The sequence below is a fragment of the Sorangium sp. So ce124 genome (assembly GCF_051525235.1).
In the GTDB taxonomy this organism is placed as follows: Bacteria; Myxococcota_A; Polyangia; order Polyangiales; family Polyangiaceae; genus Sorangium; species Sorangium atrum.
In genome coordinates this window covers 10,708,713-10,735,691 of sequence record NZ_CP150312.1, presented here as the reverse complement: position 1 = coordinate 10,735,691, position 26,979 = coordinate 10,708,713, and the positions used below count along the sequence as shown (strand labels likewise).

Sequence of the window (26,979 nt, the reverse complement as noted above, 5' to 3'; positions counted from 1 at the left end):
GGAGCCTCCCCGAGCGAGGTCGGTTGAGCTAGGCTTTGCGTGTGGTTCAGGCCCTCCCTGCCGGTTATCTCTTCGACCCTGCGGACCCGCGCGCGCCGACGAGCGAGCAGTGGGCGCGGATGACCCCGGCCGAGCGCGCGCGCGTCGTCGACATGCTCCCTGCCGAGGTCCCGCTGGAGCTCATGCCTCCCGAAGGAGACGCGCACCGCAAGGCGAAGCGCGATGCGCTCGACGCCCTGGACGGCTTCTTTCGCCGCACCGCCCGCAAGATCTATCTCTCTTCCGAGCTCGCCGTCTTCTATCCCGGCGAGCCGCGGTTCGCGCCCGACCTGCTCGCCGTTGTCGACGTCGAGCCCCACGAGCGCATGCGGTGGGCGGTCGACCACGAGGGCAAGGGGCTCGATCTCGTGATCGAGGTCCACGTCGCCGGCAGCCGCACGAAGGATCACAAGCTCAACGTCGACCGCTACGCCCGGCTCGGCATCCGCGAGTACTTCCTCTTCGACCGCGCCCGCCTGCGCCTGCACGCCTACAGGCTGCCCGCGGCCCAGGAGAGCGATCCCTCACGCCCGCGCGCCTACCAGCGCATCGTGCCTCAGGCTGGCCGGTTCGCCTCCGAGGTGCTCGGCCTCGATCTGCTGCTCGACGGCCCTCGCCTCCGCTTCTTCGCGGGCAACGCCCCTCTCGAGGACGCGGACGAGATGATCGCCCGCCTTGGCGGGATGCTCGATCAGGTCATCTCCCACCAGGAGGACGCGCAGCGCGTCGCCGAGGAGCTGGCCGCGGAGCTCGACAGGGAGCGGCACCTGCGCGAGGAGGAGCAGCGCCTGCGCGAGGAGGAGCAGCGCCTGCGCGAGGAGACAGAGAGGCAGCTTGCGCAGGCGCGCGCGGAGATAGAGCGGCTCAAGTCCCGCTGAGCGCCTGGCCGGCGAGGGGGATGGCCGCTTGAGTCTTCCTCGCCAGCCCCGCCGCCGCGCCGCTCATCAGCCCTTCAGCTTCGCCGCCAGGAACCGCCGCGCCTTCTCCCACGCGTCCGCCGCGGCCTTGGTGTTGTACCGCTCTCCCGACGGGTTCGCGAAGGCGTGGTCGGCGTCGTACCGGAGCACCTCGTGCTCGATGCCCGCGTCATGGAGCGCCTTGTCGAAGTCGTTGACGACCTCGGGCGGGATGCCCTTGTCCTGGTTGCCGAAGATGCCGAGCACGGGCGCCTTGATCGCCTTGAGCTGCGCGGGGTCGGTGACGAGCCGGCCGTAGTAGATGACGGCCGCGTCGAGCTCGGGCTCGTTCAGCGCGAGCTTGAGCGACCACGCGCCGCCGAAGCACCACCCGATCGAGGCCGTGCGGGGCGCGAGGACGCGCGCGTCCGTCGTGAGGAAGCGGTGCGCCGCGCGCACGATCTCGATCCCCTTCGCCTCGTCGACCGCCTTCATCGCCGCCATCGCGTCGTCCGGCGTGAACGCGACCTTGCCGCCGTAGAGGTCCACGGCGAGCGCCGCATACCCGTCCTCCGCGAGGCGATCGGTCCAGTGCTTGATGTGCTCGTTCAGGCCCCACCACTCGTGGATGACGACGACGCCCGCGATCGGCGGCTTCGCGTCCCGCGGCAGGCTCAGGTACGCCTTCGTGCCGGCCACCTCGACCGTCTGTCCTCGCGCGGGCGGGGCCTTGTCCGCCCTGAGCTGGTGGAGGGCCTTGAAGTCCTCCTCCGAGAGCAGCCCGGTCGGGCTGTCCGCAGCGCCGGACGACGTCGGCGCCGGCGCCGCGGCCCCGTTCGGCGGCTCGACGCGGGGCGCGGGGGACGAGGCAGAGCAGGCGGTCGCGACGAGCAGCGCCAGCGGCGCAGCCAAGCGGAGGCGGCGGAGGTGGGACAGGAGCGTCATGGCCCGCACCCTACCAGCTCGGAGCGGTGCGCCGGAAGCCTCGCCGCGAGGCGTCGCGCCCGCCTACGTCGCGACGCGCAGGCGCAGCTGGCTCGACGCGACCCCCCGCCGGACCGCAGACGCCAGCGTATCCGCGGCGAACGGCTTCGCGACGAACGCGTGCGCGCCGAGCCGGAACGCCCGCTCGCGCTCGCGCGGCGAGGACATCGACGAGACGATGACGACCGCGACGTCGCGATGGTGCCGGCTCTGCCGGATGAAACGGATGAGCTCCAGGCCGTCGATGTCCGGCAGGTGGATGTCGATGATCACCGCGTCGTAGGCGCCCCCGTGCATCCGCCGGAGCGCCTCGAACCCGCTCGCCGTCTCGTCGACCGCCACCGCCGGCCCGAGCTGAGGCGCCCCCTCGAGCGCGGCTCGCATGTGCGCCCGCATCGCGGCGGAGTCGTCGATGAGGAGGATGCGGGTCATGCGGGGGTCCGGTTCGAGCTCTCGAGGGGGCGGCCTAGTACACCAAAACCGACAAAATCAGAAGCGTCCGTCGGCTTTCCGACATGCGAGGGCCCCAGCGGCGCCCCTGGCGCCCCTCCACATCCGGGTCCGGCTGCGCCAGCACCGTCATCGCCCGGCAAGGAGGGTCCCACGCCGAGCGGGACCACGGCGATCGTGCCTCGCCTCCCTCGGACCAGGCCCGGCTGGTCCTCTGGCGAGCGAGCTCATCCTCCGGTACGAGCCGACCTGTACAGGCGGTCGCCAGGCCCCGAACCGTCGCCGCCCCGCGCCGGCAGCGCTCCAAACAACGGGATCCGCGCTGGTCAGGTGCCCCGCGGCGGCCTCCGAGGACCGGCATGGCCCCTCCTCGCGCCCGCGGCGTGATCACATCGGCCCGTTCCGGGAATTCGTCTGAGTCACACAGGAAACTTTGTGCGCACCGCGCGCGCTGCACTTCTTCGCCAGGGCTGCTTCGATGAGAGCCCTGGCTCTTCCACGAGAGTTCTGGACGAGGCGAGAGAGAGACGAGATGCAACGAGCCCGGCGGCCAGGGCACGGTCCGTGCTCAGCAAGTTGGCGTGAGATGCTCCCGGGGAGGTCGGTCCTGTCCTCACCCGCCGCCCGCGAGTCGACTCGGCCTCAGCATCGGAACGTCGATTTTTCCCTCGGCCTGGAGCTCAATCTATCCTTTTGACGACGAGATCGAGCGACGATATCCCATTTGTGGTCCGTCGCTCCGCGATCGCGCACCTCGGCGCGTCGCCCGGTTCTTACTTAGGAGGGCCAAGCCCGTATGTCCTTGAAGCACTGTCTCACCGTGAACAGCGGGTGGGGCAGCCTGTCCTCGGGCGGCTTCGGTACCCGTGCTCCCCGACCCATCCTCGGCGCGCTCATCCCGTCGCTCGTCATGGTGGCGTGCCAGTCCGAGACCGGGAACGGCGATGATGCCCCGGATGACGCGGCGTCGACGAGCGCCTCCTCGGGGACCAGCGGCGCTGGCGGCGTCGACCGCGGCCCCACCGCTGGCCGCGGCGCGAGCCTGGGCAGCGCCGGCGCTGGCCCCGACGCTGGCGCAAGGGCGAGGCGCCGCTCCGTGTCCGGCCAAACCAGGGTGATCGCACGGGTCAGATCAGCGACTCATCGAAGGAGACCGTTGTATGGGTAACAGGCAAGGAGCCGTGCCGCGAGATCTGATCGACTGGGTCTTCAACCGTCGGCAGCCCCTCGTCAAGCTCGGGGCGTTCGCCATCACCAAGCCCGTACTCGTGTCCTGCAGAGAGGATGACGAGATCGGCGGCGACCAGCGCGGGAGCGGCACCGGCGGCGGAGGAGGCGCATGGAACGGCCCTGGTAGCACGGGCAGCAGCGCCGCAGGCCCCTTCGCCACCAGCCCGAGCAGCGCCGGCGGCGGCGTGAGCGCAGGAGGCGCCGACGCGCTCGCTCCGTCGATCTTCAAGGGCGCCGGCAGCTGCCGATTGACCGCCACCGACATCGGGGGGTCGTCCTTCATCGACGACAGCGAGATCCCGAACGACATCAGCCTCTTTCGCAACGACATCCGGGACGACCACCCCGGCTGCGAGCTCAGGCTCTATGTCCGCCTGCTCGACGCCCGGAACAACCACGAGCCCATCCCCGATGCCGAGGTCTACATCTGGCACTGTGACGCGGAGGGGCAAACCAGCGGCTTCGAGCATCAGGACCCCTCCACGCCGTCCACGGGCGCGGCCGAGCGTACGCCGGAGAGCCAGGATCGCTTCTGCCGCGGCGTGCAGCTCTCCGACCGCAACGGGATCGTGGGCTTCAAGTCGATCTATCCCGGGTCGGACGCAGGGCGGCCGGTCCACGTCCACATGGTCGCTCGCATCAACGGAGCCACGACCAGGCGGATCACGACGCAGCTCTATTTCGAAGCGGACCTCAGCGCGGAGGTCTTCAAGAAGGAGCCCGCCTACGCGGCTCGCTCGACGAACATCGCGGCATCCAGCCTCAATCCGCCGCCAGGAAGCGTGGTCATGCCGACGACGTACACCTCGGGGCTGGTCACCAGCATTCTCAACATCATCGTCGATGCCTGAGCGCGTGGGAGTCCTCCCAGGGCGCCCGGGGGGCAGCGCCTCATCGCCCCCAGCTCGACCCGGGCCCCCCCTCGGCAACCCGGAACGGCGCCTGCCCGCTGCCTGCCGGACGACACGAAATTTCGAGGAAACAGGGCACCTCTCCCCTTCGCGGCGCCCGCGCGGCGGACAATCTCGCTCCGGGGCGCCAGACTGCGGTAGGGAGGTTCCATGAGCGACACGGATCGGCTGGATCCCGGGAGCATGGCGCGCGCGTTCCGCGAGGCGCGGCGCCGCGGGATGGATGTGGAGCCGGCGGTCCTGTTCCACGACCTGGGGCGCATGCGGGCGCGCATCGGACGGATCGACGCGGCGTTCCCGCCGGGCGCCCTCCACACCGTGGCGATCAAGGCGAACCCCCTCGTCGAGGTCCTGCGGGCGGCTGTCGACTGCGGCGCTGGGCTCGAGGCGGCCTCGCTCGAGGAAGTGAAGCTCGCGCTCGCCGCCGGCTGCCCTCCGGACCGCATCGTCTACGACTCTCCCGCGAAGTCCCGCGCCGACATCGCGGAGGCCCTCCGCCTGGGCGTGCGGCTCAACGCCGACAACCTCGATGAGCTCGCTCGCATCGACGAGCTCGTCCGTCACGAGGGGGCGGCCAGCCGCATTGGGCTGCGCATCAACCCGCAGGTCGGGGCCTCCAGCATCGCCTTGACCAGCGTCGCGGATCGGCGCTCCAAGTTCGGGGTCCCCCTCGAACAGGCCGACGCCGTGCGCGCCGCCTTTGCGCGGTATCCGTGGCTCGCCGGGCTGCACGTGCACGTCGGCTCGCAGGGGTGCGCGCTCTCGCAGCTCGTCGACGGGATCGGCCGCGTCGAGGCGCTGCGCCAGGAGCTCCGGCGCGCGATGGGGCCGCTCGCCGCCGGCACCATGGATATCGGCGGCGGTCTGCCTGTCGCCTACCGGAGCACGGACCGCCCCCCGGCGCTCGAGGACTACGCGGCCGCGCTGCGGCGCGAGGTGCCGACGCTCTTCGAGGAGGGGACCGCGTTGATCACCGAGCTCGGGCGCTGGGTCCAGGCGGGCTGCGGCTTCGCGGTCTCGCGGGTGGAGTACGTGAAGAAGGACTCGGCCGGGCGCACAGCGATCCTTCACCTCGGGGCCGACTTCCTGCTGCGCCGCGCGTATCACCCGGACGACTGGCACCATGACTTCATGGCGCTCGATCCCGAGGCCGAGCCCAAGGAGGGGCCGCTCTCGCCGTGCACCCTCGGCGGCCCGCTCTGTTTCGGCGGCGACGTGCTGGCCCGCGAGCTCGCGTTTCCGGAGCTGTCGCCCGGCGACCTCGTGCTCATCCGCGACACGGGGGCTTACACGCTGAGCATGTGGTCTCGCCATTGCAGCCGCGGCATCCCTGCTGTGCTCGGCGTCGATGCCGACGACATCCGGGTCTTGCGCGAGCGCGAGCTGCCAGAGGACGTCGTCGCGTTCTGGAGCCGCGGCCGCGGCCGGCCATGAGCCCGCCGCGCGGCGTTCACACGGACGTTTCCACGGGAATCCAGCATGTGAGAACATGGCGCGGCGAGCGCTGCGGCGTGGAGGAGCTGAGATGAGATCGAGCGGAGCTTCGTGGGTCCTCGGGCGATGCGCACGAGCGTGGCGGGTCACGCTCCTCGGAGCCGCGCTGTGCGTGCCGCCGGTCGCCAGCGCGGGCTGCGGAGACGACGATGTGACGACCCCCGCCGCGGTGTCCAGCGGCAGCGGCGGCGCGACGGGCACCACCTCGGGCGGAGGCGGCGCTGGGGGCTCGGGTGGCTCCGGCGGCAGTGGCGCTGCCGGCTCCGGCGGCTCCGGCGGCAGCGACACTGCGGGCTCGGGCGGCTCGGGCGGAGGCGGCGCTGCCGGCTCGGGTGGCTCCGGCGGGAGCGACGCTGCCGGCTCCGGCGGCAGCGGCGCCGCCGGCTCGGGCGGCTCCGGTGGCTCGGATGGCACCGGCGGCTCCGGCGGCTCCGGCGGCGACACCGTGAGCGTGCAGATCATCGCCTTCAACGACTTCCACGGCAACCTGGAGCCCCCGACCGGCAGCAGCGGCAGGATCACCGTGCCTGCCACACCCACCAACACCACCGTGGACGCCGGCGGCGTCACTTACCTGGCGTCGCGCGTCGCCGCGCTCCGCGCGACGAACCCGAACACCGTGGTGGTCTCGGCCGGCGACCTCATCGGCGCGAGCCCGCTCGTGTCGGCGCTTTTCCACGATGAGCCCACGATCGAGGCCATGAACCTCCTTGGCCTCGACATCAACGGCGTCGGCAATCACGAGTTCGACAAGGGCACAGCGGAGCTCCTCCGGATGCAGTACGGCGGGTGCAGCCCGGCCGACGGCTGCACGGACGGCACCTTCTTCCCGGGCGCGAACTTCAAGTTCCTCGCCGCCAACGTCGTCGTCGACACGACGACCGGCAGGACGCTCTTCCCGCGCTACGACATCCGCGAGTTCGACGGCGTGAAGATCGCCTTCATCGGCATGACGCTCGAGGACACGCCGTCCATCGTGACGCCGATCGGCGTCGCGGGGCTGTCGTTCATGGATGAGGTCGATACCGTGAACGACATCGTCCCGGAGCTCCAGGCGCAGGGAATCGAGGCGATCGTCGTGGTGCTCCACGAGGGAGGGCTCCCCACCGGCCTCTTCAACGAGTGCCCGGGCATCTCTGGCCCCATCGTCGACATCGCCACGAACATCGACCCCGCCGTGGACGTGATCCTCTCAGGGCACACCCATCAGGCGTACAACTGCATCCTCGGCGACAAGATCGTGACGAGCGCGGCGTCGTTCGGCCGTCTGGTGACTGACATCGATCTGGAGATCAGCAAGAGCACGGGCGACGTGACGGCGAAGACGGCGAACAACGTCATCGTGACGCGCGAAGCGCCCGACGCGGGCGTGAGCACCCTGGTGACGCGCTACAAGGACCTCGCGGCGCCGCTGGCCAACACGCAGATCGGCACCATCACCGCGACGCTCGACCGCGCGGTCCCGGCCATGGGCGCCGGGCTGTTCACGATGGGCGCGGTGATCGCCGACGCCCAGCTCGCCGCCACGCGCGACGCGAGGACCGGCGGGGCCGAGATCGCCTTCATGAACCCGGGAGGCATCCGCGCGGACCTCACCTACGCGGCCTCTGCCACCGAGCCCACTGACGGGGTGGTCACGTTCGGCGAGGTGTTCACGGTGCAGCCCTTCGGCAACAGCCTTGTCGTGATGACCCTCACGGGGGCGCAGATCGACACGCTGCTGGAGCAACAGTTCCGGCTGGACGCGGGGGGCGTGAGGCAAAGCCTGATCCTGCAGATCTCGGACGGCTTCACGTACACGTACAGCCAGAGCGCGCCCGTCGGCGCGAAGGTCGACATCGCCTCGATCCGGATCAACGGCGTTCCGATCGAGGCGGCGCGGACCTACCGGGTGACGGTGAACAGCTTCCTGGCGACGGGCGGCGACGGCTTCACCGTGCTCAACGACGGCACAGATCGGCTCGGCGGCGCGCTGGATCTGGACGCGCTGCGGGACTACTTCGCGGCGAACTCGCCCGTCTCCCCGCCCGTGCTGGATCGGATCACGGTCGTGCCCTGATCGGGGCAGGCCATCGCGTGGCCCCAAGACATTGTCATGAGCAGGGTGTCATCGAACGGACAGCGTCGATGGCGAGGGGCGCCCGCCGGCGCGGCTCGAACGCGCCCGGCGGTCGGTCGACGCAGCTGTGAGAAGGAAGCGAGCCCGCTCTCTCAGGCCGGGTTCACCGCGATCTGCATCTGGGCGATCACGATGTCCCCTTCCATCACGGCCTTCGCACGAAGGCCGCTGTTGCCGGCTTCGTCGGCCTTGATGGCGCCCTGGTAGTAATTCGCCAGGCTGCCGGTGGTGCGCGCCTTGTACGGATCGTACTTGGTATGAACGGAGTCGGTGAAGGCGGGATCGAAGTAGAACTGCGTCGTGAAAATGTGGTCTCCACCCTGGTACGTGGTGCGCCCCTTCGACATCGACCCCTTCTTGAAGCAGACGAAGTGGATGTGAACGTCGCGGCCGTTGTACCAGCCGGGGAAGATGCTCCGGAACGAGACGACGCCGTTCGCGTCCGTGGTCTGCACGCCGCGACAGAAACGGTCCGTGTTGTTGAGATCGTTCTGCCCCGGCCTGCCCGTGTACGGCGCGTCGGGCTTCTGCTCGTTGGCGCCACCCCTCGTCCCGAAGCCGCTGTAGAACCCCTGCCCGTCCGTGTGCCAGATGTAGACCTCCACGCCGGCCAAGCCCACGCCATTGCCGTCGCAATCGGGCTTGCTCATGTCGAGCACGCGCAGGTGGAGATGCATCTCCACGCCGGGCGGCGCGCTCTCATTGTAGCGACCACGAATGTCCTGTCGGACCAGGGAGATGTCGTCGTTCTTCTCGAGCTCGTGAATGAAGAAGGGGCCCTGGCCGGCGCCGTCCGTCTTGTTGAGCGCCCTGCACGTCGGCACATTGTCGAACGGCGGCGCCGTGAGGCCGTCACCGCTGCCGCTACCCCCACCACCTCCCGTGCCCGGCTCGGAGCCTCCCTCGCCTGAGCCGCCCGAGCCCGCCGTGGCGCTGGTGCTGGCCGGTCCCGCGCCGCCCGAGCCCGCCGTGGTGGTGCCAGGGTCGGACCCCCCGCCTCCCGAGCCCGAGCCCGAAGCCGAGCCCGTGGACCCGCTGCTCCCGGAGCTCGTGGAGCTTCCGCCGCCGGTGCCTCCGGGCTCCTCCGACTCGCCGCCATCTCCGCACGACACGGTGACGGCAATCACCCCCAGCCCCAGGAGCGCCTGGCGCCGGTCAACGACCTTGAACAACGGGCCCTGGGTCTCGGTATCTCGTTCCTTGCTCATAAGAAACTCTCCTCAGGTGGTCCGATGACCTGTCCGTCCGGCGGACAAGGCGCCGAAAAGGCGACAGCATCTTCCCAAGAACGGCGACAGTAAAGCATGGCGCCGCGGGGCGTGGAAGGCGGGACCCGAGCTAATCCCACATTCCCGCCCTCATGTAGTTATCCTCCGCTGTTTCACGCGCTTCGGCGCGTCATGGATCGAGGGTGACGGAGGCCTGCGCGCCACCCTGGATCCACGTGCGAAGAACCTCGATCGCCGCTGGGAATCCCGTGGTTCGGGCCGGCATCGGTCGCTTGTTGCATGTCCCCTGGCAGGAGGCCCCGCGGCCAGCGGCTGTGGAGTAGGACGAGGCCCCTTCGATGCACGAGTGCGTTGTGGATACGGCGCACTTTTGCAGAATGGATGCGAGTCGACAAGGGACCTTCTGTCGCCCGAGACGCCAGGAAGGCGGGCTCTACCACAAGCGATGCCAGCACCCGACGTGGTCGACGTGCTTGCAGCCCAGACAGAGCTGCGAGAACGCGGTTTCAATGGGAGTCTTCACGATCCGGGCGTACTGGATGTCGAGCGTCGCGCGACTCCGCCGTTGGCGGGCGGCGCGGCCGAACGGGGGGCGCTAGTCGTTCACCGCACGACCATGATCGGGCAGCGGTGGCCACACCATCCGCTGCCCGGCCGCGAGCGCGGGCGAACGATGGATGGCGGGCGGCGCCGCGAACGACGCCTCCGGCGTGCCGCCGGCCGCGGCGTCCCTCGGCCACCAGTCCATGCTGAGGTGGATGTGGTGATGGTGATATGGCCACCCCTCGCCGTACGCCATCCGGTCCGAGAAGCTCGCGAGCTCGTCGTCGGTGATCTTCCGCCGATCCCGGGCCGGAAGAGCGTTCAGCCTGGCTGCCGTCCTCGAGAGGAACGGCGCGATCACCTTGTCCACGCCGACGACGCGCGTGCGGGGCGAGCGGAACAGCCTGGCCATGAAGAACGCCTCGCGCTCGAGGTCGACGATGTGCTTCCGCTTCGCCGCCGAAGAGCAGTACCCGTCCTCGTGCTTCGACCCGTCTCCGCAGATGATCTGCCCGTCGTTCGATCCGTCGGTCTGGAAATAGGCGATGTCGATGTTGCCACCCTGGTCGTGCGTCGACTCGGGGTGACGCGGGCTGTCGACGTCGTAGCCGGGCGTGACGCCGTTCATCTGGCAGACGTCGATCAGCGAGAGCGGCGTCGTGCCCGGGAACGCCCGCATCGTCTCGGCGAGGGCGTCCCGGACGAGCATGATGAGCTCGCGCCTGGCAAAGCGATAATTGCTGAACGTCTCCCAGACGTAACCGCCGCCGACCACCGAGTCGTCGGGGTCGGGGAACGGGAACGGCAAGAGCCCGCCGCCGGCCTTGCCGAAGCCGGCGCACTCGTCGAACGAGAAGCCGGCGTCCACGCAGCTCGGGCCATCGATATAAGGATATGAGGTCACGTCCAGGCCATAGGCGTTCTGCGCGCCGTCATGGCCGACGACCCGGACGAAGTACTCGGCGCCACCCCGCTCGGAGTAGAATCCATAGAACTCGGTGTCCGTCTCTTGATCGCGGTACGAGTACGGATACTGCGCGCCGTCGCGCGAGCCGAGCAGGCGGCCCACGCCGTCATAGACCACCAGATCGATGTCCCCGGCGGCCTGACGGAACCGGATGCCCACGCGGACGATGGTCCGCTCCGGCACCACGATCTTGAACCAGTCCTCGTCCCCCTCGCAGAGGGTGAGCTCGTTCGTGACGCCCGTGGGCGCGGTCGCCGCTGCTCCCAGGTCGTCGTTGGGCTCGAGGGCGTCGCCCTCGGCGCCGCAGCCGGAGGGGCCCTTGCGGCACTCGCCGCCATCGCAGGTGCTGCCCTCCGGGCACCAGCCGGACGGGACGTCGGGTGAGCACGCGACATCGTCCGATACGCAGAGCTCCCCGAGGCAGGTCGTGCCCTCCGGGCAGGTCGACGCGGCGTCGCAGCCAGCGTAGCAGGCCGACCTGCCCTCGCCGTCGACGGTGTGACACACGTAGCCAGGCCGGCAGTCGAGATCGCTGCCGCAGGTGTTCATGCACACGGGCGAGCCGCCCTCCGCCGCGGGGAAGCAGCCCGCGCCCGGCCCGCACTGGTCGTCGCTCTCGCAGTCGAAGGCGAGGCAGTACCCCTCCACCCAGCCGTTCGGCGCCGAGGGGTCCTCGTCACGATAACAGGTCCCGCCGCGCAGCGAGCACGCCTCCTCGTCGTCGCAGGCCGCGCCGACCTCCTTGGCGCCGACCGTATCCTCCGCGCACGCCGCGCCGCAGGCCGCGTTGCACCCGTCGCCGCGCCGAGGAGAGCACAGGCCATGACGGTTCTGCACGCCATCGCAGGTCGCTGGATCATAGAGGGGATAACACACCCCGGAGTCGGAGAGGATATCCGTGTTGAAGCAGCGAGAGCCGGGCGCGCAGCCCTGCTCGCTGTTCGGCGCCGTACACAGCCCCGCCGCGCGCTGCATGCAGATGCCGAGCATGCAGACGGCCGCCTCGCCGTCGCAGTCCGCATCGCAGCTGCAGCTCGCGCCGACGGGCTGGTGCTTCTGGCCCGCTCCGCCGCTCTGCAGCTTACTGTCGCCCGTCAACTCCGATTCCCATGGGTCCACATCACACGCTTCCAGAGAACCCATGAGCGCCGGCACCACAACGAAGAGCCATCGCCAATGCAGATCCATGTCACCCTGCCTATTGAGAAGTGCGAGACCGCACCTGGCGAGCGTTCTAGTCACAGGCGAGGGGTAACTGGTTATTGAAAAGAGCGCTTGAGTCACGCGGGATACCCGGCGCGAAGATATTCCCAGCTTCGCAGCGGTGTTGTCGTCCCCGCGCGTGGGGGCGCCTACGCGATGAGCGGCAGGCGCACGTCCGCCGCGGCGGACTCGCGGTCATCGGGCATCCTGGCCGCGCCGCGCCGCGCCGCGGGGCCAGGGCCGCGCGGCCAGGCGATCGTCGGCGGGTCGATCCGGGGCGCTCTACTCGTACTTCTGGCTGACGCGGAACGAGCCGAGCGAGCGTACGCCCGTCGCGTGCTGCTCGAGCAGCGCGAGGGCTTCCTTGAACGCAGGCTCCTCCGTGCTGCCCTCGCACTCGACGAGGAAGAGGTACTCTTCAGGGCTGTCGGGCAGCGCGCGAGAGACGATGCGCGTGAGGTTGATGTGGTGTCTCCCGAGCGCGGAGAGCGCCGCGACCAGGGCGCCCGGGCGGTGGTCCAGCCCGAACAGGAGCAGCGTCCGCCCCCCCGAGGCCGGCGGCTCCGCGGTCTTCCCGACGATGAAGAAGCGCGTGATGTTCTCGCCCTTCGCGCCGAGCTTCGGCACGAGGATCTCCAGCTTGTAGATGGCCGCCGCGCCCTTGTTGCCGATCGCGCAGGCCTCGCCGTCCTGCGCCGCGCGCTCGACCGCCTCGGCGGTGCTCTCGGCCTCGAGGATCTGCGCGTCAGGGTAGGTCTCGCGCAGCCAGTCGCCGCAGTGCTTGAGCGGGACGAAGTGCGAATAGATGCGCTTCGGCGCCACGCCCGCCCTGCCGAGGAGCGACAGCGTGACGTGCAGCGAGAGCTCCTCGCACACGGCGAGCGCGGCGCCCGTGCCCTCGCGGCGGATCAGCTGATCGACGGTGTCGTAGATCGGGCCGCCCAGCGCGTTCTCGATCGGCACGACGCCGTAGGTCGCCGCGCCGCCGGCCACGGCGTCGAACACCTCCGAGATGGTGCGCCGGGGCGTGAGGTCCGCGCTCGCGCCGAAGCGCCGGGACGCGACCTCGTGGCTGAACGTCCCGGGCCGCCCGAAGTAGGCGACCCGCTGGCGCGGCGCCGGGACCTCCGCCGCGTCGCTCGCCGCGGGCGCCGCGCCGTCGCCGCGCGCCGTCCCTGGCGTCCCCGCGTCAGCCGACATGAGCGATGGGCGCCCCGCCAGAGCCTGCGCGGACGGTCGCGACACGCCCCGAGCAGGGCGCGCCGCTCCGCCGTGGGGCCGGCATCCTTCGATGGAAGCTGTGCATCGAGCGCCGCCTGTCTACCGGCGCGATGCGGCGGAGTCCAGCGAGGAAAGCGGCGGCGTCTCGTCTGCCTGCCCGCGCGGGAGGCGCCCGCCGCCGCGGTCTGCCCGCGCGGGAGGTGCCCGCCGCCGCGCTGCACCAGGCCGCCGCCGAGCCCGCCCGCGCGGCGATCGCGCCGCAGCTGCCAGGCGGGAGCACCATCGTGCCCGACGATGCCCGAAGGTACCCTGGAGCAGTTCGGATGAGGAACGATCGTTACATCGCAAGAACCATCGTCGAACGGCGCTTTCCCGAGCGATTCGGCCTGCATGCGCGCGAATGCACACGCGGAGGGTGGCGCAGGCAATAGCCACATACGCATACATCCGACCACTTTTTCGATCAAATTTCGCCTGTGATTGCCCCGACCAGTTTTTGCAAGTTCCGTTTCTTGTGATAACGATCGTTACGCGATGTCGGGAACGGGGCGTCGAGGCCACGGTTCAGGGCCGCCGAACGACAGAGAAGGCGCCTATTGGCGGATCTTCAACAAGAAAACGATCGTGCTCGTGCGGCGATGGCTCCGCCTCCTGGGGGTTCCGCGCCGGGATCGCTGGGACATCGCCCAGAACGTGATGCTCGCGGCGCACGAGAGCTTCGGGAACTACGATCCGGAGCTCGGGCCGTCCGATCGCTGGCTGAACAAGATCGCGGTCCACGCCGCGTCCCACTACGGGCTGCGCGAGCGGCGCCGGAGGGAGGAGCCGTTGCCGGACGACTTCGACGCAGAGCTCGACGAGCCCTCGGCCGAGGAGCAGATCATCTCGGAGTGCGATCGCCTGTTCGTGCTCGCGGTCCTGCGCGAGCTCGATGCCGAGTTCGGCGCGATCCTCATGGCCCACGACATCGAGGGCGTCCCGATGGCGGACTTCGCGAGCCGGGCCGGAATCCCCCTCTCGACGGCGTACAAGCGGCGGAGCCGAGCGCTCGCCGCGTTTCAGCAGCTGGCCACGCGGCGCCTCGCGTCGATGCCCGGCGCAGAGACGCGGGGCGGTGGCCGGCAGGAGTCCGGCGCTGGGCCACCTCGCGTCACGGGCTGGTCCGCGCGGACGACGTGAGGGCTCAGGGGCTCATCGCCCGCGCCGGCTCGATGACGAGGGGGTGGAGCCGCGCGACCCGCGCTCCTCCGACCGAGGCCGCGAGCGGAGCCGCGCGCGCTCCGGATCCTCGTTGATCAGCGCGAGGATGGCCTGCTTCTTCGGCGAGTCGTCGGGCTCGATCAACAGGAAGAGGAGCGCCTCCTGGAGAGCCTCGGGCGCGCGATCGAAGCGATCGGCGACGACCGCGGAGACCGGGCTCCTCCCGTCGCCGGGCAGGAGGAGCCGAGCATCGCAGTCGAGCCCCTGTGCGATGAGCGCCAGCGCGCCGAGCCCGAGATCGCGTTCGCCGCGCTCGACCTGCCGCAGGTAGGTCGCCGAGAGGCGCGCTTTCTCGGCGAACTCGGCGTAAGTGAGCCCGTGCAGCTGCCGGAGCACGCGAATGGCCCGACCGACCTCCTTGGGAAGCGCATCGCTCATGGCCGGCGCAGCCTATCAACTCCCGCCGCGGCCGGAAAAGGACGATCGCACGTTTCCCCCTGCATTCACGCGGGACGCGCGTCGATGACCGTTACTTACTATAACTGATTCAGCTCCTCCAAGTGCGCCCGGGAGTGCGAGTTCTCGCGCTTCTCGATCGCTATGTCGGTGAGGAGGGGCGCTTGGCCGCCGCTCGGGTCGAGGCGCGGTCAGCGATGCGATGGTCGCGTCGGTTGCGTCGGTTGCGTCGGTTGCGTCGGTTGCGTCGGTCGCGTCGGTTGCAGCCGCTGGGCGCTTCTGTCATTCCTGGCGCGTTCGCTGGCAGGATGTGCGCTGTATCGAGCGCGCGTCTCGGCCCCTTCGGGGGACGGCAAGGGGTTCGATGATCCGTCTGGAGCTTTCAGGAGAGCACACCCGGCTGCACTCGACGCTGTGCGCCCAGTGCCCGCAAGGCCCCGCGGGGTGCTGCGTCAGCCCGCCCGAGCTCGACTGGACGGACATCGGGCGCATCGTCTCCCTCGACGGCCGTGGCTGGCTGCTCGAGCAGATCGCCGCCGGCAACCTGCTCCCCGTGAGCCGCGGACTCGAGCTCCGGCGCGTGCGGAAGCGGGAGGAGCGCACGGCCCCGCGGCAGTCGAAGTGCGTCTATCACGGCGCGCGCGGCTGCACCGTCCCCGCCGAGCGGCGGGCCGCGACATGCAACTACTTCCTCTGCGAGGACGCCTTCGCCGAGCGCACGGACGGCCAGACGGATCCTGCGTCCGCCGAGAGCCGCCGGGCGCACGCGCTCCTCCGGGACGTCTACGGCCGCTGGGACCGTGAGCTCGCCGAGGCGGTCGCCTCCCGCCCGGAAGGGCCGACGTGGGACGCGGCGTTCCTCGACTGGCTGGGCGCGGAGTTCGAGCGGCTCTCGCGCGCGTCGCGCGACGAGCTCGGCGAGCTCACCGCGCCCGGCCTCACCGCGCCTAACGTCCCCCCGCCCGGCGTCACCCTTCCTGGGTAGAGAGCGCCGCAGGCGCAACGAGCGCGCCCGTTTCCCCGTGGATCGCCCGTCACAGCATGGCGACCGGATCCACGTCGATGATCACCCGGGCGTTCCGATCAAGGCCATCCCTTATCAGCCCGGCCAGCGCCGCGAGCGCCCCCCGGAGCGGACCGCGCTCGCGCGCCCTCAGGAGCACCCGGAACCGGTAGCGCCCGCGCAGGCGCGCGATCGGTGCGGCCGACGGGCCGAGCACCTCGACGCGCCGGGCGAGCCCTTCGGGGCAGGTGCGGGCGTGGGCCGCGAGCTTCGCCGCAGCGCCGCGCCCCACGCCCTCGTCGACCGCGTCGATCCGGAGCAGCGCGAGGCGCGTGGCGGGCGGATAACCCACCTCCTCGCGGTCGCGGATCTCCCGCTCGAGAAAGCCAGGCACGTCGTGCGCCGCGGCGAACGCGATGGCCGGGTGCTCGGGGTTGCGCGTCTGGATGAGCACCCGGCCGGGGCGGTCGCGCCGCCCCGCGCGCCCGGCCACCTGCACGAGCAGCTGGAAGCCGCGCTCGGCCGCGCGGAAGTCGGGCAGCCCGAGCGCGGCGTCGGCGTTCACCACGCCGACCAGGGTCACGTTGGGCAGGTCATGGCCCTTCGTGACCATCTGCGTGCCGACCAGGATGTCGATCTTGCCCTCGCGCATCCTCGCGAGGATCGCCTGCGAGCGATCCTTGCCGGCGACGTCGCGATCGAGGCGCGCCACGCGCGCCTCGGGGAACGAGCCCGCGATCGTGGCCTCGAGCCGCTCGGTGCCGAGCCCCTCGAGCAGCAGGTTCCGCGCGCCGCACGAGCCGCAGCGGTCCGGCAGCGGCCCCGCATAGTCGCAGTAGTGGCAGCGCAGCCGCCCCCCCTCCGGCCGCTCCTCGAGCGCCGGCGCGGGCGCGGGCGCGCCGGCCGGCGAAGGCGGGCGCGCGTCGCGGCGCCGCCCGCGGTGGTACGTCAGCGCGACCGAGCAGGCGTCGCACGTGGTCAGCGTCCCGCACGAGCCGCAGACGACGCTCGGGGCGAAGCCGCGGCGGTTCAGGAAGAGGATCGCCTGCTCCTTCGCCGCGAGCGTCTTCTCGAGCGCGCGGTGCAGCGGCAGGGAGATCAGCGGATCGCCCGAGGGGCCGGCGCCGAAGCGGCGGAGATCGACGAGGGAGACCTCGGGGAGGCTGGCCTCGCGGTGCGCGCGGTCCGGCAGGCGCAGCTCGACGAGCTTGCCGCGGCGCACGAGCGCGACGGACTCGATGGAAGGGGTCGCGGAGCCGAGCACGCACACCGCCCCCGCGCGGTGGGCGCGGAGCAGCGCCATGTCGCGCGCGTGGTAACGCACGCCCTCCTCCTGCTTGAACGAGCCGTCGTGCTCCTCATCGACGAGGATGAGGCCGAGGTCCGGCACCGGCGCGAACAGCGCGGAGCGCGCCCCGATGGCGACGCGCACCTTGCCGACGTGGAGGCTCGCCCACATCGCGTGGCGGTCGGCGTCGCTCAGCCCGCTGTGCAGCACGGCGAGCTCGTCGCCGAAGCGGGCGCGGAAGCGCGCGACGAGCTGCGGGGTGAGGGCGATCTCCGGCACCATGACGAGCGCGCCGCGGCCCCGCTCGAGGCAGCTCTTGATGGCGCGCAGGTACACCTCGGTCTTGCCGGAGCCGGTCACGCCGAAGAGGAGGAACGCGCTCGGCCGAGGCTCCTGGGCGATGCGCCGCGCCTCCTGCCCGACGGGCCGCGGCTCCTGGTGGGTGCTCGCGGGGTGCTCCCCTCCCCCGGGCGGCGCGGGCAGCGCCGCGAGCGCCGCGTCGATGCGCGCCGCGGCCTCGGCCTGCGCCGCGTTGAGCTCGGGGGGCACGTCGCGCTCCTCGGCGCGGCGGAAGAACGGGTCGCGCGGCGGCTCGCGCTCGTCCAGGGTGACGAGGTTGCGCTCGGCGAGCTTCTTCAGCGCGCTGCGCGCGTTGCCGAAGCGCTCCTCGATCCGCGCGACCGGCTGCTCGCCGTTCGCGCGGAGCAGCGCGAGGACCGCCGCGGCCTGCCCGCGGAGCGTGCCGGGCTCCTCGACCACGTCGGTCGCGCTCGCGTACGCGACCTTGCGGCCGCCGACCTGCTTGGCGCGGCCGAGGTCGAGGACGCCGTCGAGCTCCCCCTGGGCCTTGAGCGCGCGCACCTGCTCGCGCTCGATCGCCGGCAGCGCGAGGCGGAGCACCTCGCCGATCGGCGCGAAGTAGTAGGCGGCGAGCTCCTGCAGGAAGGCGAGCAGCTCCGCTGGCAGCGCCGGGCGCGCGTCGACGAGCGCCGCGAGCGGCTTGATCTTCGACGGATCGATGGCCGCGCTGCGCTCGCTGACGGCGAGCACCACGCCGAGCAGCTTGCGCCGATGGAACTCGCAGAGGACGCGCGCCCCCGGTCGCACCTCGCCGGCGAGCGCGGCGGGGACCTCGTAGGTGAAGGCCTGCGAGAGCGGGACGGGCACCGCGACGTCGGCGAGGAGGGGCATCGCTCCGGGAGGGCCGCGCGCGGCGCGGCACGGGCGAGATACCAGAGAACGCCGCCCAGGACGAGGAACGCAGGGCATGCGCGCGGGCACCCGCGCTGGGCCCGGAAAGGAAAGAGTCCAAAAAAAAAGCGCCGCCGGGGCCTCGGGGGGGGGGAAGGCCGCGCCGGCAGCGCTGGCCGGACATAGAGCACCGTCCATGCCATCCGCGAGATTCGCGATCCGAACGTATTTCACTCCAGATGGGTCGCTCGCTGATTTCGAACCTGAAATTTCGGCAGAGCACCCTTGCAGAAGCGAAGTGTGCGGCCAGCTCGCGCGTCGCAGACGCACGCACCGCGGGAGGGGATGGGAACGCCCTACCCGCTCCCGCGGGGTCCGCCGATTGCTCGGGACCCGGTCAGGGGTTCACCGCTGGACGGTCGGCGGGGCGGGCGCCATGCGCTGGAAATCTGCGCAGCCACGCGCCTCGGAGGAGGGGACATGATCGGAACCGCAGTCTTGGGGGGAATCGAGGAGCAGGACTGGATCGACCAGATCGCCGACCCGCTTCAGCGCGGGATCCAGTCCGTGCTGAGGCGAGCGCCCACGGTCGCCAAGGTGCTGCATGGCGAGTTCCTCGGGCACCCCTTGCACCCGGTGCTGGTGACCATCCCCATCGGCGCCTGGTCCTGCGCGCTGGTGCTCGATCTCGCCGGCATCGGCCGCAGGCGGCGCTTCCATCGGGGAGCGGACGCGACCGTGGCCATCGGCCTCGGCGGGGCGCTCGTGGCCACCTTCGCCGGGCTCGCCGACTGGAGCACCACCCTCGGCCCCGCGAAGCGGATCGGCTTCGTCCACGGCGCCTTGAACCTCGCGATCGCCGGCATGTACGGCGCATCGCTCGCCTCCCGGGCGATCGGGCTGCGGCCGCTCGGGATCGCGCTGTCGACCGCGGGGTTCGGCCTCGCGGGGGCGAGCGGCTGGCTCGGCGGAGAGCTCATCTACCGCTACGGCGTCGGCATCGGCAACGACGCGTGCGCGCGGAAGCCGGAGATGCAGGTGCCCGTGCCCGAAGCGCCGATCGCCGACGCGGGTTGACCGCGACGAGCACCGGCGCGCCCGACGGGGGCGAGATACGTCCTCCTCGCCCGGGCGGGCGCTAGCGCGCCGCGAGATAGCAGCCCGCGATGACGAGCGCGGCGAGGACGAACAGCAGCGCGCCGAGCAGGAGCAATGGCACGAGCCTGCGCTGCTGCGGGCGGGCGAGCGAGGGCTGCGCCCTGGCCCAGGGCGGCGGCTCGGCCACGGCCCGCGCGGCGGGCTCTGCGCCCTGCGCGCCGGCCACCCTCGTGAGCAGCGCGGCGGCCTCCATCGCCGGCGGCGCTGCCATCGCCATCGCCGGCGATGCTGCCATCGCCATCGCGCCCTGCGCGCCGCTCTCCACCGCGCTCGGCGTGACGGCCCCCCTCGCGCTCGGCGCGAGAGCCACGGTCGCGATCGGCTCGATCACCACAGGCGGACCGAGCTCCAGCGCGCGCACCGCACGCTCTCGCGCTCGGCGGGGCGCGACCAGCTCCGTGCCGAAGTTGTCCCGCAGCCACGCCCCGAAGCGCAGCGGGCTGGCCGTCAGCTCGGCCGCCGCCGCGTAGGCGACGATGTCCTGGAGCATCGCCGCCGCGCTCGGGTAGCGCTCGTCGGGCGCGACCGCGAGCGCCCGCGCCACGATCGCGTGGAGCGCCGCCTCGTCGGGGAGCCCGCGCTCCACGAGCGGAGGGATCGACGCGCGCCGCGCGAGCTCGAGCAGATCGCCCCGCGCCGCCTCCTTGGAGAGCGCGGCGCCGGGGCCCACGCTGTACATGCGCCGGCCGGCGAGCAGCTCCCAGAGCAGGATGCCCGCCGCGAAGACGTCGGATCGCGCGTCGACCGCGTCGCCCCGGGCCTGCTCGGGGCTCATGTAGCCGGCCTTGCCCTGCAGCGCCTCGTCCATGCTTCCGCAGCGCTCGTGCGCGCGGGCGATGCCGAAGTCGCAGAGCTTGATCTCGCCATCGAAGCTCAGGAGCACGTTCGACGGCGAGACGTCGCGGTGCACGACGCCCTTCCGATGGGCGTACGCGAGCGCCTGGAGCGCCTCGGCGATGATCAGCAGCGAGAACGCGACAGGGAACTTCACCTTCTGGCGCGCGCAGCGGCGGAGCAGCTCGCGAAGGTCGAGGCCCTCGACGTACTCCATCGCGATGAAGAGCGAGCCGTCCTCGCGGCAGAGGTCCTCGACCTGCACGATGGACGCGTGGCGCAGCCCCGCCGCGAGCCTGGCCTCGCCCGCGAGCATCTCGAGGAAGCGCGGGTCGTGCGCGAACCTCGGGGCGACCTCCTTGATGGCGACGAGGCGCGCGGCGCCGAGGTCCGTGCGCACCCGGGCCAGGTAGAGATCGGCCATCCCTCCCTGGCCGATGTGATCGAACAGCGTGTAGCGGCCGATCTGGCACGGCAGCAGCCGCCCTCCGCGGGGCGCCGCCCGGCGGCGGGGAGCCTCCTCGCGCGCGGCGCCGAGGGGGAGAGCGGGCAGGCCGGAAGGCGGGTACGGGAGCGTGCCTCCGCGACGCACATCGAGGCGATCGATCTGCACGAGCCGTCGTCGCAGACTTCGCCCGGGCGGGCCAACTAAGTGGACACCGCGCCGTTCAGGCCCTGCGCCGCGCCGTCCACGTCGGTCCACGTCGGTTCACGCGCAGCGCGGGCGGGCCGCGCAGTTCACGTGCAGCGCGCGCGGCGGCGGGCTACATCCGGCGCATGGCGTTCAGCGCAGGCTGGGGACCGGCCTTTGCCGGGTCGTTCATCCGCATCGTCGACGACCGGGGGCGCAAGCACGAGTGGCGCTCCCCTCCGCGGCGCATCGTCTCGCTCGTCCCGAGCGACACCTACTCGCTCCTCCGGCTGGGCGCCCGGGATCAGCTCGTCGGCCGCACCCGCTACTGCGTCGCGCCCGCGGGGGACGTCGAGGGCATCGAGCTCGTCGGTGGCACGAAGGACGCCGACGTCGACCGCATCGCCGCGCTCGAGCCCGACGTCGTCGTCGCGAACCAGGAGGAGAACAGCAAGCGCGACATCGAGCGCCTCGACGCCGCGGGGCTCCGGGTGCTCGTCTCGTTCCCGAAGCGGGTCGCCGACGGCGTGGCGCACCTCGCCCGGCTGGCGCGCCTGCTCGGGCACGCCGCGGCGAAGCCCGGCGCGGCCGCGTCCCCGGCGCACGTGGAGCACGGCGCCCCGGGCCAGCCGCCGCCGGCCGCCGCGCGCGAGCTGGTCGCGGCCGCCTACCGCGCCCACGCCGCGGCCGAGGCGCGGCGCCGCGAGCGCCCGCCGATCCGCGCCTTCGTCCCGATCTGGATGGACCCGCTGATGACCGTCCACGGCGACACGTTCATCTCCGACGTGCTCGATCTCGTGGGCGCGCAGAACATCTTCGAGGATCGGCCCCGGCGCTACCCGCTCGCGGCCGACCTGGGCAAGGCGCCGCCGCTGCCCCCCGAGCGCGTCCAGGGCCGCGACCTGCGCTACCCCCGCGTGACCCTCGACGAGGTGCTCGCCCGCGCCCCGGAGCTCGTCCTGCTGCCCGATGAGCCGCACGCCTTCACCGACGCCGACGCGGCAATATTTCGCTCCCTCGACATCCCCGCTGCCCGCCGTGGCCACGTGATCAGGTGCGACGGGAAGGACCTCATGTGGTACGGCGCGCGGGCGCTCGAGGGGCTCAGTCGGCTGCGCGAGATCGTCGACGCCGCCCGTCCCTGATGCACGCGCGACCGTCGGGTCAGGGGGTGCGACGCCGAATTCCCGCGGCCTTGCGGCCGAGCAAGCCCCTCCTCGCCACGCCGCAGTTGGGGTAGGAACGTAGGATGACGTGGACACGGGAGACGTTGCGGGCAGAGATCATCCAGCTCCTGGAAGGACACACGGCCGGCGAGGTAAAGATCGAGGAGTCGAGCCACCTCGTCGCCGACCTCAGCCTCGACTCGCTGGGAGTGATGGAGATCGTCGCGGATATGGAGGATAAGTTCGACCTCTCGATCCCCGACGACATGTTGCGCGAGGTCGACACGGTCGCCGACGTCGTCAAGGCCATCGAGCTCCGGCTCAAGAACGAAGGAAGGCTCTCGGGATGACGGCTGTTTGGAAACCGCGGACGGTCGCTCAGGCGATCGAGGACGCAGCGGCGAGCACGAAGACGGGCTATCGCTTCATCGAGGAGTCGAGCGAGAACGAGCCGTTCTTCACGCACGGGGGCATCGAGCGGGCCAGCGCGCGCTTCGGCGGCGCGCTCCAGGCGCTCGGGCTCGGCAAGGGCGATCGCGTCGCGTTGATCCTGCCGGACAACGCCGATTTCATCTTCGCCTTCCTGGGCGCGATCCGCGCGGGCGTCATCCCGGTGCCCATCTACCCGCCGACCGGCCTCGGCAAGCTGACCGGCTACCTCGAGAACACGCTGCACATCGTCGCGAAGAGCGGCGCCAAGGTCCTGCTCACGAGCGCCGAGATCAAGCGGATGCTCGGCACGATCCAGGCGCAGGCGCCGGCGCTCGAGCAGATCGTGGCGGTGGAGGGCCTCCGGGGCGCCCGCGAGGAGCTCAAGCCGGTCAAGGTCGAGCTCGACGACGTGTGCTTCCTCCAGTTCACGAGCGGCTCGACGTCGCGCCCGAAGGGCGTGGTGCTCACGCACGCGAACCTGGCGGCGAACGTGCGGGCGATCGTGGATCTCGGCCTGGGGGTGCGGGAGTCGGTCGATACGGGCGTGTCGTGGCTGCCGCTCTACCACGACATGGGGCTCATCGGCTTCGTGATCGCGCCGCTGTACTACGTCAACACGATCACGTTCCTGCCGCCGCTGCTGTTCCTGAAGCGCCCGGTGCGCTGGCTGGAGACGATCACGCGCCACCGCGGCAACGTGTCGTTCGGCCCGAACTTCGCCTACGCGCTCTGCGTGAAGCGGATCCGAGAGCAGGAGATGGCGGGGCTGGATCTCTCGACGTGGCGGGTCGCCGGGTGCGGCGCCGAGCCGATCCGGGCCGACAACCTGCGCGCGTTCGCCGAGAAGTTCGCGCCGGTCGGCTTCGACGAGAAGGCGTTCGTCTGCTCGTACGGGATGGCCGAGAGCACGCTGGCTGTGTCGTTCAGCGCGCTCGGGGCCGGGCTGCAGACCGACGCGGTGGACGGCGAGACGCTCTGGAAGGAGGGCAAGGCGACGCCCGTCCCGGCCGACGGCGAGGGCGCGTCGTCGCTCGTGCAGTGCGGGTCGGCGTTCGAGGGGCACGAGATCGGGGTCTTCGCGTCGGACGACGCGGAGAGCGCGCGCCCGCTCGGCGATCGCGAGGTCGGGGAGCTCCGGCTGCGGGGCCCGAGCGTGATGCCCGGCTATTTCAACGACCCGGATCTCACGAAGGAAGCGTTCGCGGGCGGCTGGCTGCGGACCGGCGATCTCGGGTACCTCGCGGAGGGCAAGGTCTATATCTGCGGGCGCTCGAAGGAGGTCATCATCGTCAACGGGCGCAACTACTACCCGCAGGATCTCGAGTGGGAGGCGAGCCGCGTCTCCGGGGTCCGGAAGGGCAACGTGATCGCGTTCGGGACGATGAAGCCGCACAACGACCGCGAGCGCGTGGTCATCGTCTTCGAGACGCCGGCGTCGGACGAGCAGGAGAAGCAGGCGCTGAAGGGCGAGGTGCGCCGCGTCGTCCAGCAGGCCATGGGGCTCACCGTCGATGACGTGGTGGCGGTCGGGTCGGGCATCCTGCCGAAGACCTCGAGCGGGAAGCTCCAGCGGAGCAAGACGCGGGAGCTCTACGAGAACGGGGAGCTGCTGATCCGCAGCTCGTCGCGCGAAGGGGACCGGCTGGACGCGGCGAAGGAGTTTGCCAAGAGCCAGATCAACTTCTTCCGCCACGCGATCTTCCGCGGGCGGGGGGGGTGATCCTGGAGGGGGGTCGGAAAGGGGCCCCTGGAGACTGCAGGGGCTGCCGGAGGGGGCAGGGAGCGCGTGCGGCGCGCGTGGGGCCCCGCCGAACTCGCATGACCGGTGAATCGCCCTTGACGGGCGATTCACCGGCCATGCTCAGACACGGCCCGTCCCCACGCGCGCCGCACGCGCTCCCTGCCCCCTCCGGCAGCTCTCAGGACAGCGGGCCGATGCTCCACGGCAGATGACCGCGGCTCTGGTAGCTCTCAGGACAGCGACACGTCACTGAGCGCGCCGCGACCTCACGGACGGAGTTCTAGCGAGCGGGCGAGCGGGGGAAGCGCGAAGGCATGGCCGCTCGTGCGGTGGGCCGTTATCGTCGAAGGGCGTCCATGCCTGCGTGGCTCAATCAGCTGCTGCCGATCCTGCTGCTGCTCACGGCCATCGCGGTGGTCATGCGGCGGCTGCCGAAGATCGATCTCGGACACTCGGAGGAGTTCCGGCGCCGGCGGTTCTTCAACTGGTTTCCGCTCGGGCTCACGTACGCCTTCCTCTACATGGGACGGTACAACCTCTCCGCCAACGCGCCGGAGCTCGGAGCGCTGCACCTCGTCAGCAAGCAGGAGTTCGGGAACATCGACGGCTGGGGCTCGGCCGTTTATGGGGTCGCCTTCCTGCTGAACGGGCCGCTCACCGACCGGTGGGGCGGGCGCGCCACCATCCTGCTCGCCGCGGGCGGATCCGCGCTCATGAACGTCCTCTTGGGCGTGGCCGTCCGGTTCGCTCAGGAAGGGCAGCTCGACCACAGCACCGCCATCACCGCGATGACGGTGCTCTTCTGCGCCAACATGTATTTCCAGAGCTTCGGCGCCGTATCCATCGTCAAGGTGAACGCGCCATGGTTCCACGTCCGCGAGCGCGGGATGCTCGGCGGCATCTTTGGCATCCTGATCTCGCTCGGGCTCTACTTCGCCTACGACTGGAGTCGATTCATCGCAAAGCACCTGCCGATGCCGTGGGTGTTCCACGTCCCCGCGCTGCTGCTGCTCGGCTTTTTGGCCCTCGATGTCTTCCTCATCCGCGACACGCCGGGCCAGGCGGGGTTCCGGGACTTCGACACCGCCGACGCGTCCTCGGGCGACACGGGCGAGCGCTCGGGGGCGATCGACGTCGCGCGGCGCATGTTCTCACAGCGGGTCATCTGGATCATCGTCGCCATCGAGTTCTGCAGCGGCTTCCTCCGCAACGCCGTCATGAAGTGGTACCTCATCTTCGCGGACAAGACCGGGCTCAAGGGCTTCGTGTCGGCGCACTGGGGCGTGCTCCTCTGCATCGCCGGCATCCTGGGCGGGGTGTTCGCCGGATTCATCTCCGATCATGTCTTCGATTCGCGCCGCGGCCCGGTGGCCTCGGTGCTCTACGCAGGCCTCGTGTTCGGCGCGGTCATCGTCCTCTTCACCCTCAGCTTCCCCATCGCCGGGTGGACGGTCGTGTTCATGTCCCTCTGCGTGATCGGCGTCCACGGCATGCTGTCCGGGACCGCGAGCATGGATTTCGGCGGGAGGAAGAACGCCGGCGTCGCGACTGGCATCATCGACGGCTTCGTCTACCTGGGCACGGCGACGCAGTCGTTCCTCTACGGGAGCATCCTGCCCTCGGGGGACGCGGCGAAGCACCCGGGGAACTGGATGTCATGGCCCGCTGCCATGCTCCCGGTCGCGCTCGTCGGCTTCGCGCTGGCGACGCGCGTGTGGAACGCGCGGCCCGCGCGGCGCGCGGCGGCCCGCTGACGCGCGGCCTCCACGCGAGCCAAGCGAGGGTTCCGTCTCGCCCGAGCATCGCGCTGGAGCTGCCGGGACGAACAGACGCCCAGGAGAAGGTCAGTCCATGAGCTTTGCTGCGAAGGCGCCACCCGGCGCAGAGGTCCTGTTCGTCTGACGCCCCCGGCTCAGCCCCGCCGGCCCTCTCCGCCCCGCTCACCCACGCTGGGCGGCGAGCGCCCGGGGATCGACGAAGACCCACGGCATGCCCGCCGCCTGCGCGGACTGGATTCCCAGCGCGGCGTCCTCGAAGACCAGGCACCGCGCGGGCTCGACGCCCAGGCGCTTCGCCGCCTCGAGGAACGGGTCGGGCGCCGGCTTGGGTCGCGCGTAATCCTCCGCCGCGACGACCACGTCGATGTACCCGCGGAGGCCCAGGAACTCGAGCGTCCGTTCCACCGACGCCCGGGGGCTCCCCGAGACGACGGCGCGCTTCACGCGCGGAGGAGCGTCGCGGAGCACGGCCACGACCTCAGGCACGCCTCGCACCGTCGGTATCAGGCGGTGGTACGCAGCTTCCTTCTCCGCGAAGACCTCGGCCACCGGCATCCGCAGCCCGTACTTCCCGTTCAGGCGCTCGACGATCCGGTCGGTCGGCATCCCCGCCCAGCCGTAGAAATCTTCGTCGGAGAACTCGCACCCATACGGGGCGAGCGCCTCGAGCCAGGCCTGGTAATGGACCGGCATGGAGTCCGCGATCGTGCCGTCGCAATCAAAGAGATAAGCGACAAACGAGCCTGAGGGGAATACGAGTCCTGGCATAGGCCACACCTAGTAGCATATCGGCAGGCCTCCCGCCGGTGCGCCGA

General features: G+C 71.1%; 20 protein-coding genes. 11 read left to right on the top strand and 9 right to left on the bottom strand.

Going from position 1 to position 26,979, the window contains the following annotated elements; translation table 11 throughout:
• Positions 1-41: 41 nt before the first annotated feature.
• Positions 42-917, top strand: coding sequence for a Uma2 family endonuclease (locus WMF19_RS40370; protein WP_437895242.1), 876 nt, complete (start codon positions 42-44; stop codon positions 915-917).
• A 66-nt stretch (positions 918-983) separates the two neighbouring features.
• Here WMF19_RS40370 and WMF19_RS40365 read toward each other — a convergent pair whose 3' ends face one another.
• Positions 984-1,880, bottom strand: a complete 897-nt coding sequence (locus tag WMF19_RS40365) for a dienelactone hydrolase family protein (protein ID WP_437895241.1) — start codon at positions 1,878-1,880, stop codon at positions 984-986.
• A gap of 63 nt (positions 1,881-1,943) precedes the next feature.
• On the bottom strand, positions 1,944-2,351 hold the full coding sequence (locus WMF19_RS40360; RefSeq protein ID WP_437895240.1) for a response regulator: 408 nt from the start codon (positions 2,349-2,351) through the stop codon (positions 1,944-1,946).
• Positions 2,352-3,529: 1,178 nt separating this feature from the next.
• On the opposite strand from WMF19_RS40360, the gene WMF19_RS40355 reads away from it, so the two are divergent.
• The 3 genes from WMF19_RS40355 (at position 3,530) to WMF19_RS40345 (ending at position 8,063) form a co-directional block, all read left to right on the top strand.
• Entirely contained in the window at positions 3,530-4,450 is a 921-nt protein-coding gene (locus tag WMF19_RS40355) for a protocatechuate 3,4-dioxygenase (RefSeq protein ID WP_437895239.1), read from the top strand.
• A gap of 210 nt (positions 4,451-4,660) precedes the next feature.
• The gene (locus WMF19_RS40350) at positions 4,661-5,944 is read left to right on the top strand and encodes a diaminopimelate decarboxylase (protein ID WP_437895238.1); all 1,284 of its coding nucleotides are present in this window, start codon (positions 4,661-4,663) and stop codon (positions 5,942-5,944) included.
• Between the two features lie 91 nt (positions 5,945-6,035).
• Entirely contained in the window at positions 6,036-8,063 is a 2,028-nt protein-coding gene (locus WMF19_RS40345; protein ID WP_437895237.1) for a bifunctional metallophosphatase/5'-nucleotidase, read from the top strand.
• Between the two features lie 152 nt (positions 8,064-8,215).
• Here WMF19_RS40345 and WMF19_RS40340 read toward each other — a convergent pair whose 3' ends face one another.
• The 3 genes from WMF19_RS40340 to WMF19_RS40330 form a co-directional block, all read right to left on the bottom strand.
• Entirely contained in the window at positions 8,216-9,331 is a 1,116-nt protein-coding gene (locus WMF19_RS40340) for a hypothetical protein (RefSeq protein WP_437895236.1), read from the bottom strand.
• Positions 9,332-9,947: 616 nt separating this feature from the next.
• Positions 9,948-11,960 carry a PPC domain-containing protein gene (locus WMF19_RS40335; protein WP_437895235.1) on the bottom strand — a complete coding sequence of 671 codons (2,013 nt, stop codon included), beginning with the start codon at positions 11,958-11,960 and terminating at the stop codon, positions 9,948-9,950.
• A gap of 387 nt (positions 11,961-12,347) precedes the next feature.
• Positions 12,348-13,265, bottom strand: coding sequence for a prephenate dehydratase (locus WMF19_RS40330; protein WP_437895234.1), 918 nt, complete (start codon positions 13,263-13,265; stop codon positions 12,348-12,350).
• Between the two features lie 651 nt (positions 13,266-13,916).
• Here WMF19_RS40330 and WMF19_RS40325 point away from each other — a divergent pair.
• Positions 13,917-14,465, top strand: a complete 549-nt coding sequence (locus tag WMF19_RS40325; protein ID WP_437895233.1) for an RNA polymerase sigma factor — start codon at positions 13,917-13,919, stop codon at positions 14,463-14,465.
• 12 nt (positions 14,466-14,477) lie between these two features.
• Here the strand turns inward: WMF19_RS40325 and WMF19_RS40320 are convergent, their stop codons facing one another.
• Positions 14,478-14,924 carry a helix-turn-helix domain-containing protein gene (locus WMF19_RS40320; protein ID WP_437324901.1) on the bottom strand — a complete coding sequence of 149 codons (447 nt, stop codon included), beginning with the start codon at positions 14,922-14,924 and terminating at the stop codon, positions 14,478-14,480.
• A gap of 382 nt (positions 14,925-15,306) precedes the next feature.
• On the opposite strand from WMF19_RS40320, the gene WMF19_RS40315 reads away from it, so the two are divergent.
• A complete protein-coding gene (locus WMF19_RS40315; protein WP_437895232.1) occupies positions 15,307-15,927 on the top strand; it encodes a hypothetical protein in 621 nt (206 codons plus the stop codon).
• A gap of 49 nt (positions 15,928-15,976) precedes the next feature.
• On the opposite strand, the gene priA is transcribed toward WMF19_RS40315, so the two are convergent.
• The gene (gene priA, locus WMF19_RS40310) at positions 15,977-18,424 is read right to left on the bottom strand and encodes a replication restart helicase PriA (protein ID WP_437895231.1); all 2,448 of its coding nucleotides are present in this window, start codon (positions 18,422-18,424) and stop codon (positions 15,977-15,979) included.
• Positions 18,425-18,904: 480 nt separating this feature from the next.
• Here priA and WMF19_RS40305 point away from each other — a divergent pair, with 480 nt between their 5' ends.
• The gene (locus WMF19_RS40305; RefSeq protein WP_437895230.1) at positions 18,905-19,501 is read left to right on the top strand and encodes a DUF2231 domain-containing protein; all 597 of its coding nucleotides are present in this window, start codon (positions 18,905-18,907) and stop codon (positions 19,499-19,501) included.
• 61 nt (positions 19,502-19,562) lie between these two features.
• Here WMF19_RS40305 and WMF19_RS40300 read toward each other — a convergent pair whose 3' ends face one another.
• Entirely contained in the window at positions 19,563-21,029 is a 1,467-nt protein-coding gene (locus WMF19_RS40300) for a serine/threonine-protein kinase (RefSeq protein WP_437895229.1), read from the bottom strand.
• Between the two features lie 164 nt (positions 21,030-21,193).
• On the opposite strand from WMF19_RS40300, the gene WMF19_RS40295 reads away from it, so the two are divergent.
• From WMF19_RS40295 to WMF19_RS40280, 4 genes are all read left to right on the top strand, one after another.
• Complete coding sequence (locus WMF19_RS40295) at positions 21,194-22,192, top strand: helical backbone metal receptor (RefSeq protein WP_437895228.1); 999 nt, start codon at positions 21,194-21,196, stop codon at positions 22,190-22,192.
• A gap of 104 nt (positions 22,193-22,296) precedes the next feature.
• Positions 22,297-22,563, top strand: coding sequence for an acyl carrier protein (locus WMF19_RS40290; protein WP_012239660.1), 267 nt, complete (start codon positions 22,297-22,299; stop codon positions 22,561-22,563).
• On the top strand, positions 22,560-24,365 hold the full coding sequence (locus tag WMF19_RS40285) for a fatty acyl-AMP ligase (RefSeq protein ID WP_272104110.1): 1,806 nt from the start codon (positions 22,560-22,562) through the stop codon (positions 24,363-24,365). The genes WMF19_RS40290 and WMF19_RS40285 overlap by 4 nt, the downstream gene beginning before the upstream one ends.
• A gap of 377 nt (positions 24,366-24,742) precedes the next feature.
• A complete protein-coding gene (locus tag WMF19_RS40280) occupies positions 24,743-26,140 on the top strand; it encodes an MFS transporter (protein WP_437895227.1) in 1,398 nt (465 codons plus the stop codon).
• A 186-nt stretch (positions 26,141-26,326) separates the two neighbouring features.
• On the opposite strand, the gene WMF19_RS40275 is transcribed toward WMF19_RS40280, so the two are convergent.
• Entirely contained in the window at positions 26,327-26,932 is a 606-nt protein-coding gene (locus WMF19_RS40275) for an HAD family hydrolase (RefSeq protein WP_437895226.1), read from the bottom strand.
• Positions 26,933-26,979: the final 47 nt, after the last annotated feature.

What these genes read in the sequence shown, in the direction of transcription:
- WMF19_RS40365 (WP_437895241.1), bottom strand. Translation starts at nt 1,880, where the DNA reads ATGACGCTCCTGTCCCACCTCCGCCGCCTCCGCTTGGCTGCGCCGCTG.
- WMF19_RS40360 (WP_437895240.1), bottom strand. Translation starts at nt 2,351, where the DNA reads ATGACCCGCATCCTCCTCATCGACGACTCCGCCGCGATGCGGGCGCAC.
- WMF19_RS40355 (WP_437895239.1), top strand. Translation starts at nt 3,530, where the DNA reads ATGGGTAACAGGCAAGGAGCCGTGCCGCGAGATCTGATCGACTGGGTC.
- WMF19_RS40350 (WP_437895238.1), top strand. Translation starts at nt 4,661, where the DNA reads ATGAGCGACACGGATCGGCTGGATCCCGGGAGCATGGCGCGCGCGTTC.
- WMF19_RS40345 (WP_437895237.1), top strand. Translation starts at nt 6,036, where the DNA reads ATGAGATCGAGCGGAGCTTCGTGGGTCCTCGGGCGATGCGCACGAGCG.
- WMF19_RS40340 (WP_437895236.1), bottom strand. Translation starts at nt 9,331, where the DNA reads ATGAGCAAGGAACGAGATACCGAGACCCAGGGCCCGTTGTTCAAGGTC.
- WMF19_RS40330 (WP_437895234.1), bottom strand. Translation starts at nt 13,265, where the DNA reads ATGTCGGCTGACGCGGGGACGCCAGGGACGGCGCGCGGCGACGGCGCG.
- WMF19_RS40320 (WP_437324901.1), bottom strand. Translation starts at nt 14,924, where the DNA reads ATGAGCGATGCGCTTCCCAAGGAGGTCGGTCGGGCCATTCGCGTGCTC.
- WMF19_RS40315 (WP_437895232.1), top strand. Translation starts at nt 15,307, where the DNA reads ATGATCCGTCTGGAGCTTTCAGGAGAGCACACCCGGCTGCACTCGACG.
- priA (WP_437895231.1), bottom strand. Translation starts at nt 18,424, where the DNA reads ATGCCCCTCCTCGCCGACGTCGCGGTGCCCGTCCCGCTCTCGCAGGCC.
- WMF19_RS40305 (WP_437895230.1), top strand. Translation starts at nt 18,905, where the DNA reads ATGATCGGAACCGCAGTCTTGGGGGGAATCGAGGAGCAGGACTGGATC.
- WMF19_RS40295 (WP_437895228.1), top strand. Translation starts at nt 21,194, where the DNA reads ATGGCGTTCAGCGCAGGCTGGGGACCGGCCTTTGCCGGGTCGTTCATC.
- WMF19_RS40290 (WP_012239660.1), top strand. Translation starts at nt 22,297, where the DNA reads ATGACGTGGACACGGGAGACGTTGCGGGCAGAGATCATCCAGCTCCTG.
- WMF19_RS40285 (WP_272104110.1), top strand. Translation starts at nt 22,560, where the DNA reads ATGACGGCTGTTTGGAAACCGCGGACGGTCGCTCAGGCGATCGAGGAC.
- WMF19_RS40280 (WP_437895227.1), top strand. Translation starts at nt 24,743, where the DNA reads ATGCCTGCGTGGCTCAATCAGCTGCTGCCGATCCTGCTGCTGCTCACG.
- WMF19_RS40275 (WP_437895226.1), bottom strand. Translation starts at nt 26,932, where the DNA reads ATGCCAGGACTCGTATTCCCCTCAGGCTCGTTTGTCGCTTATCTCTTT.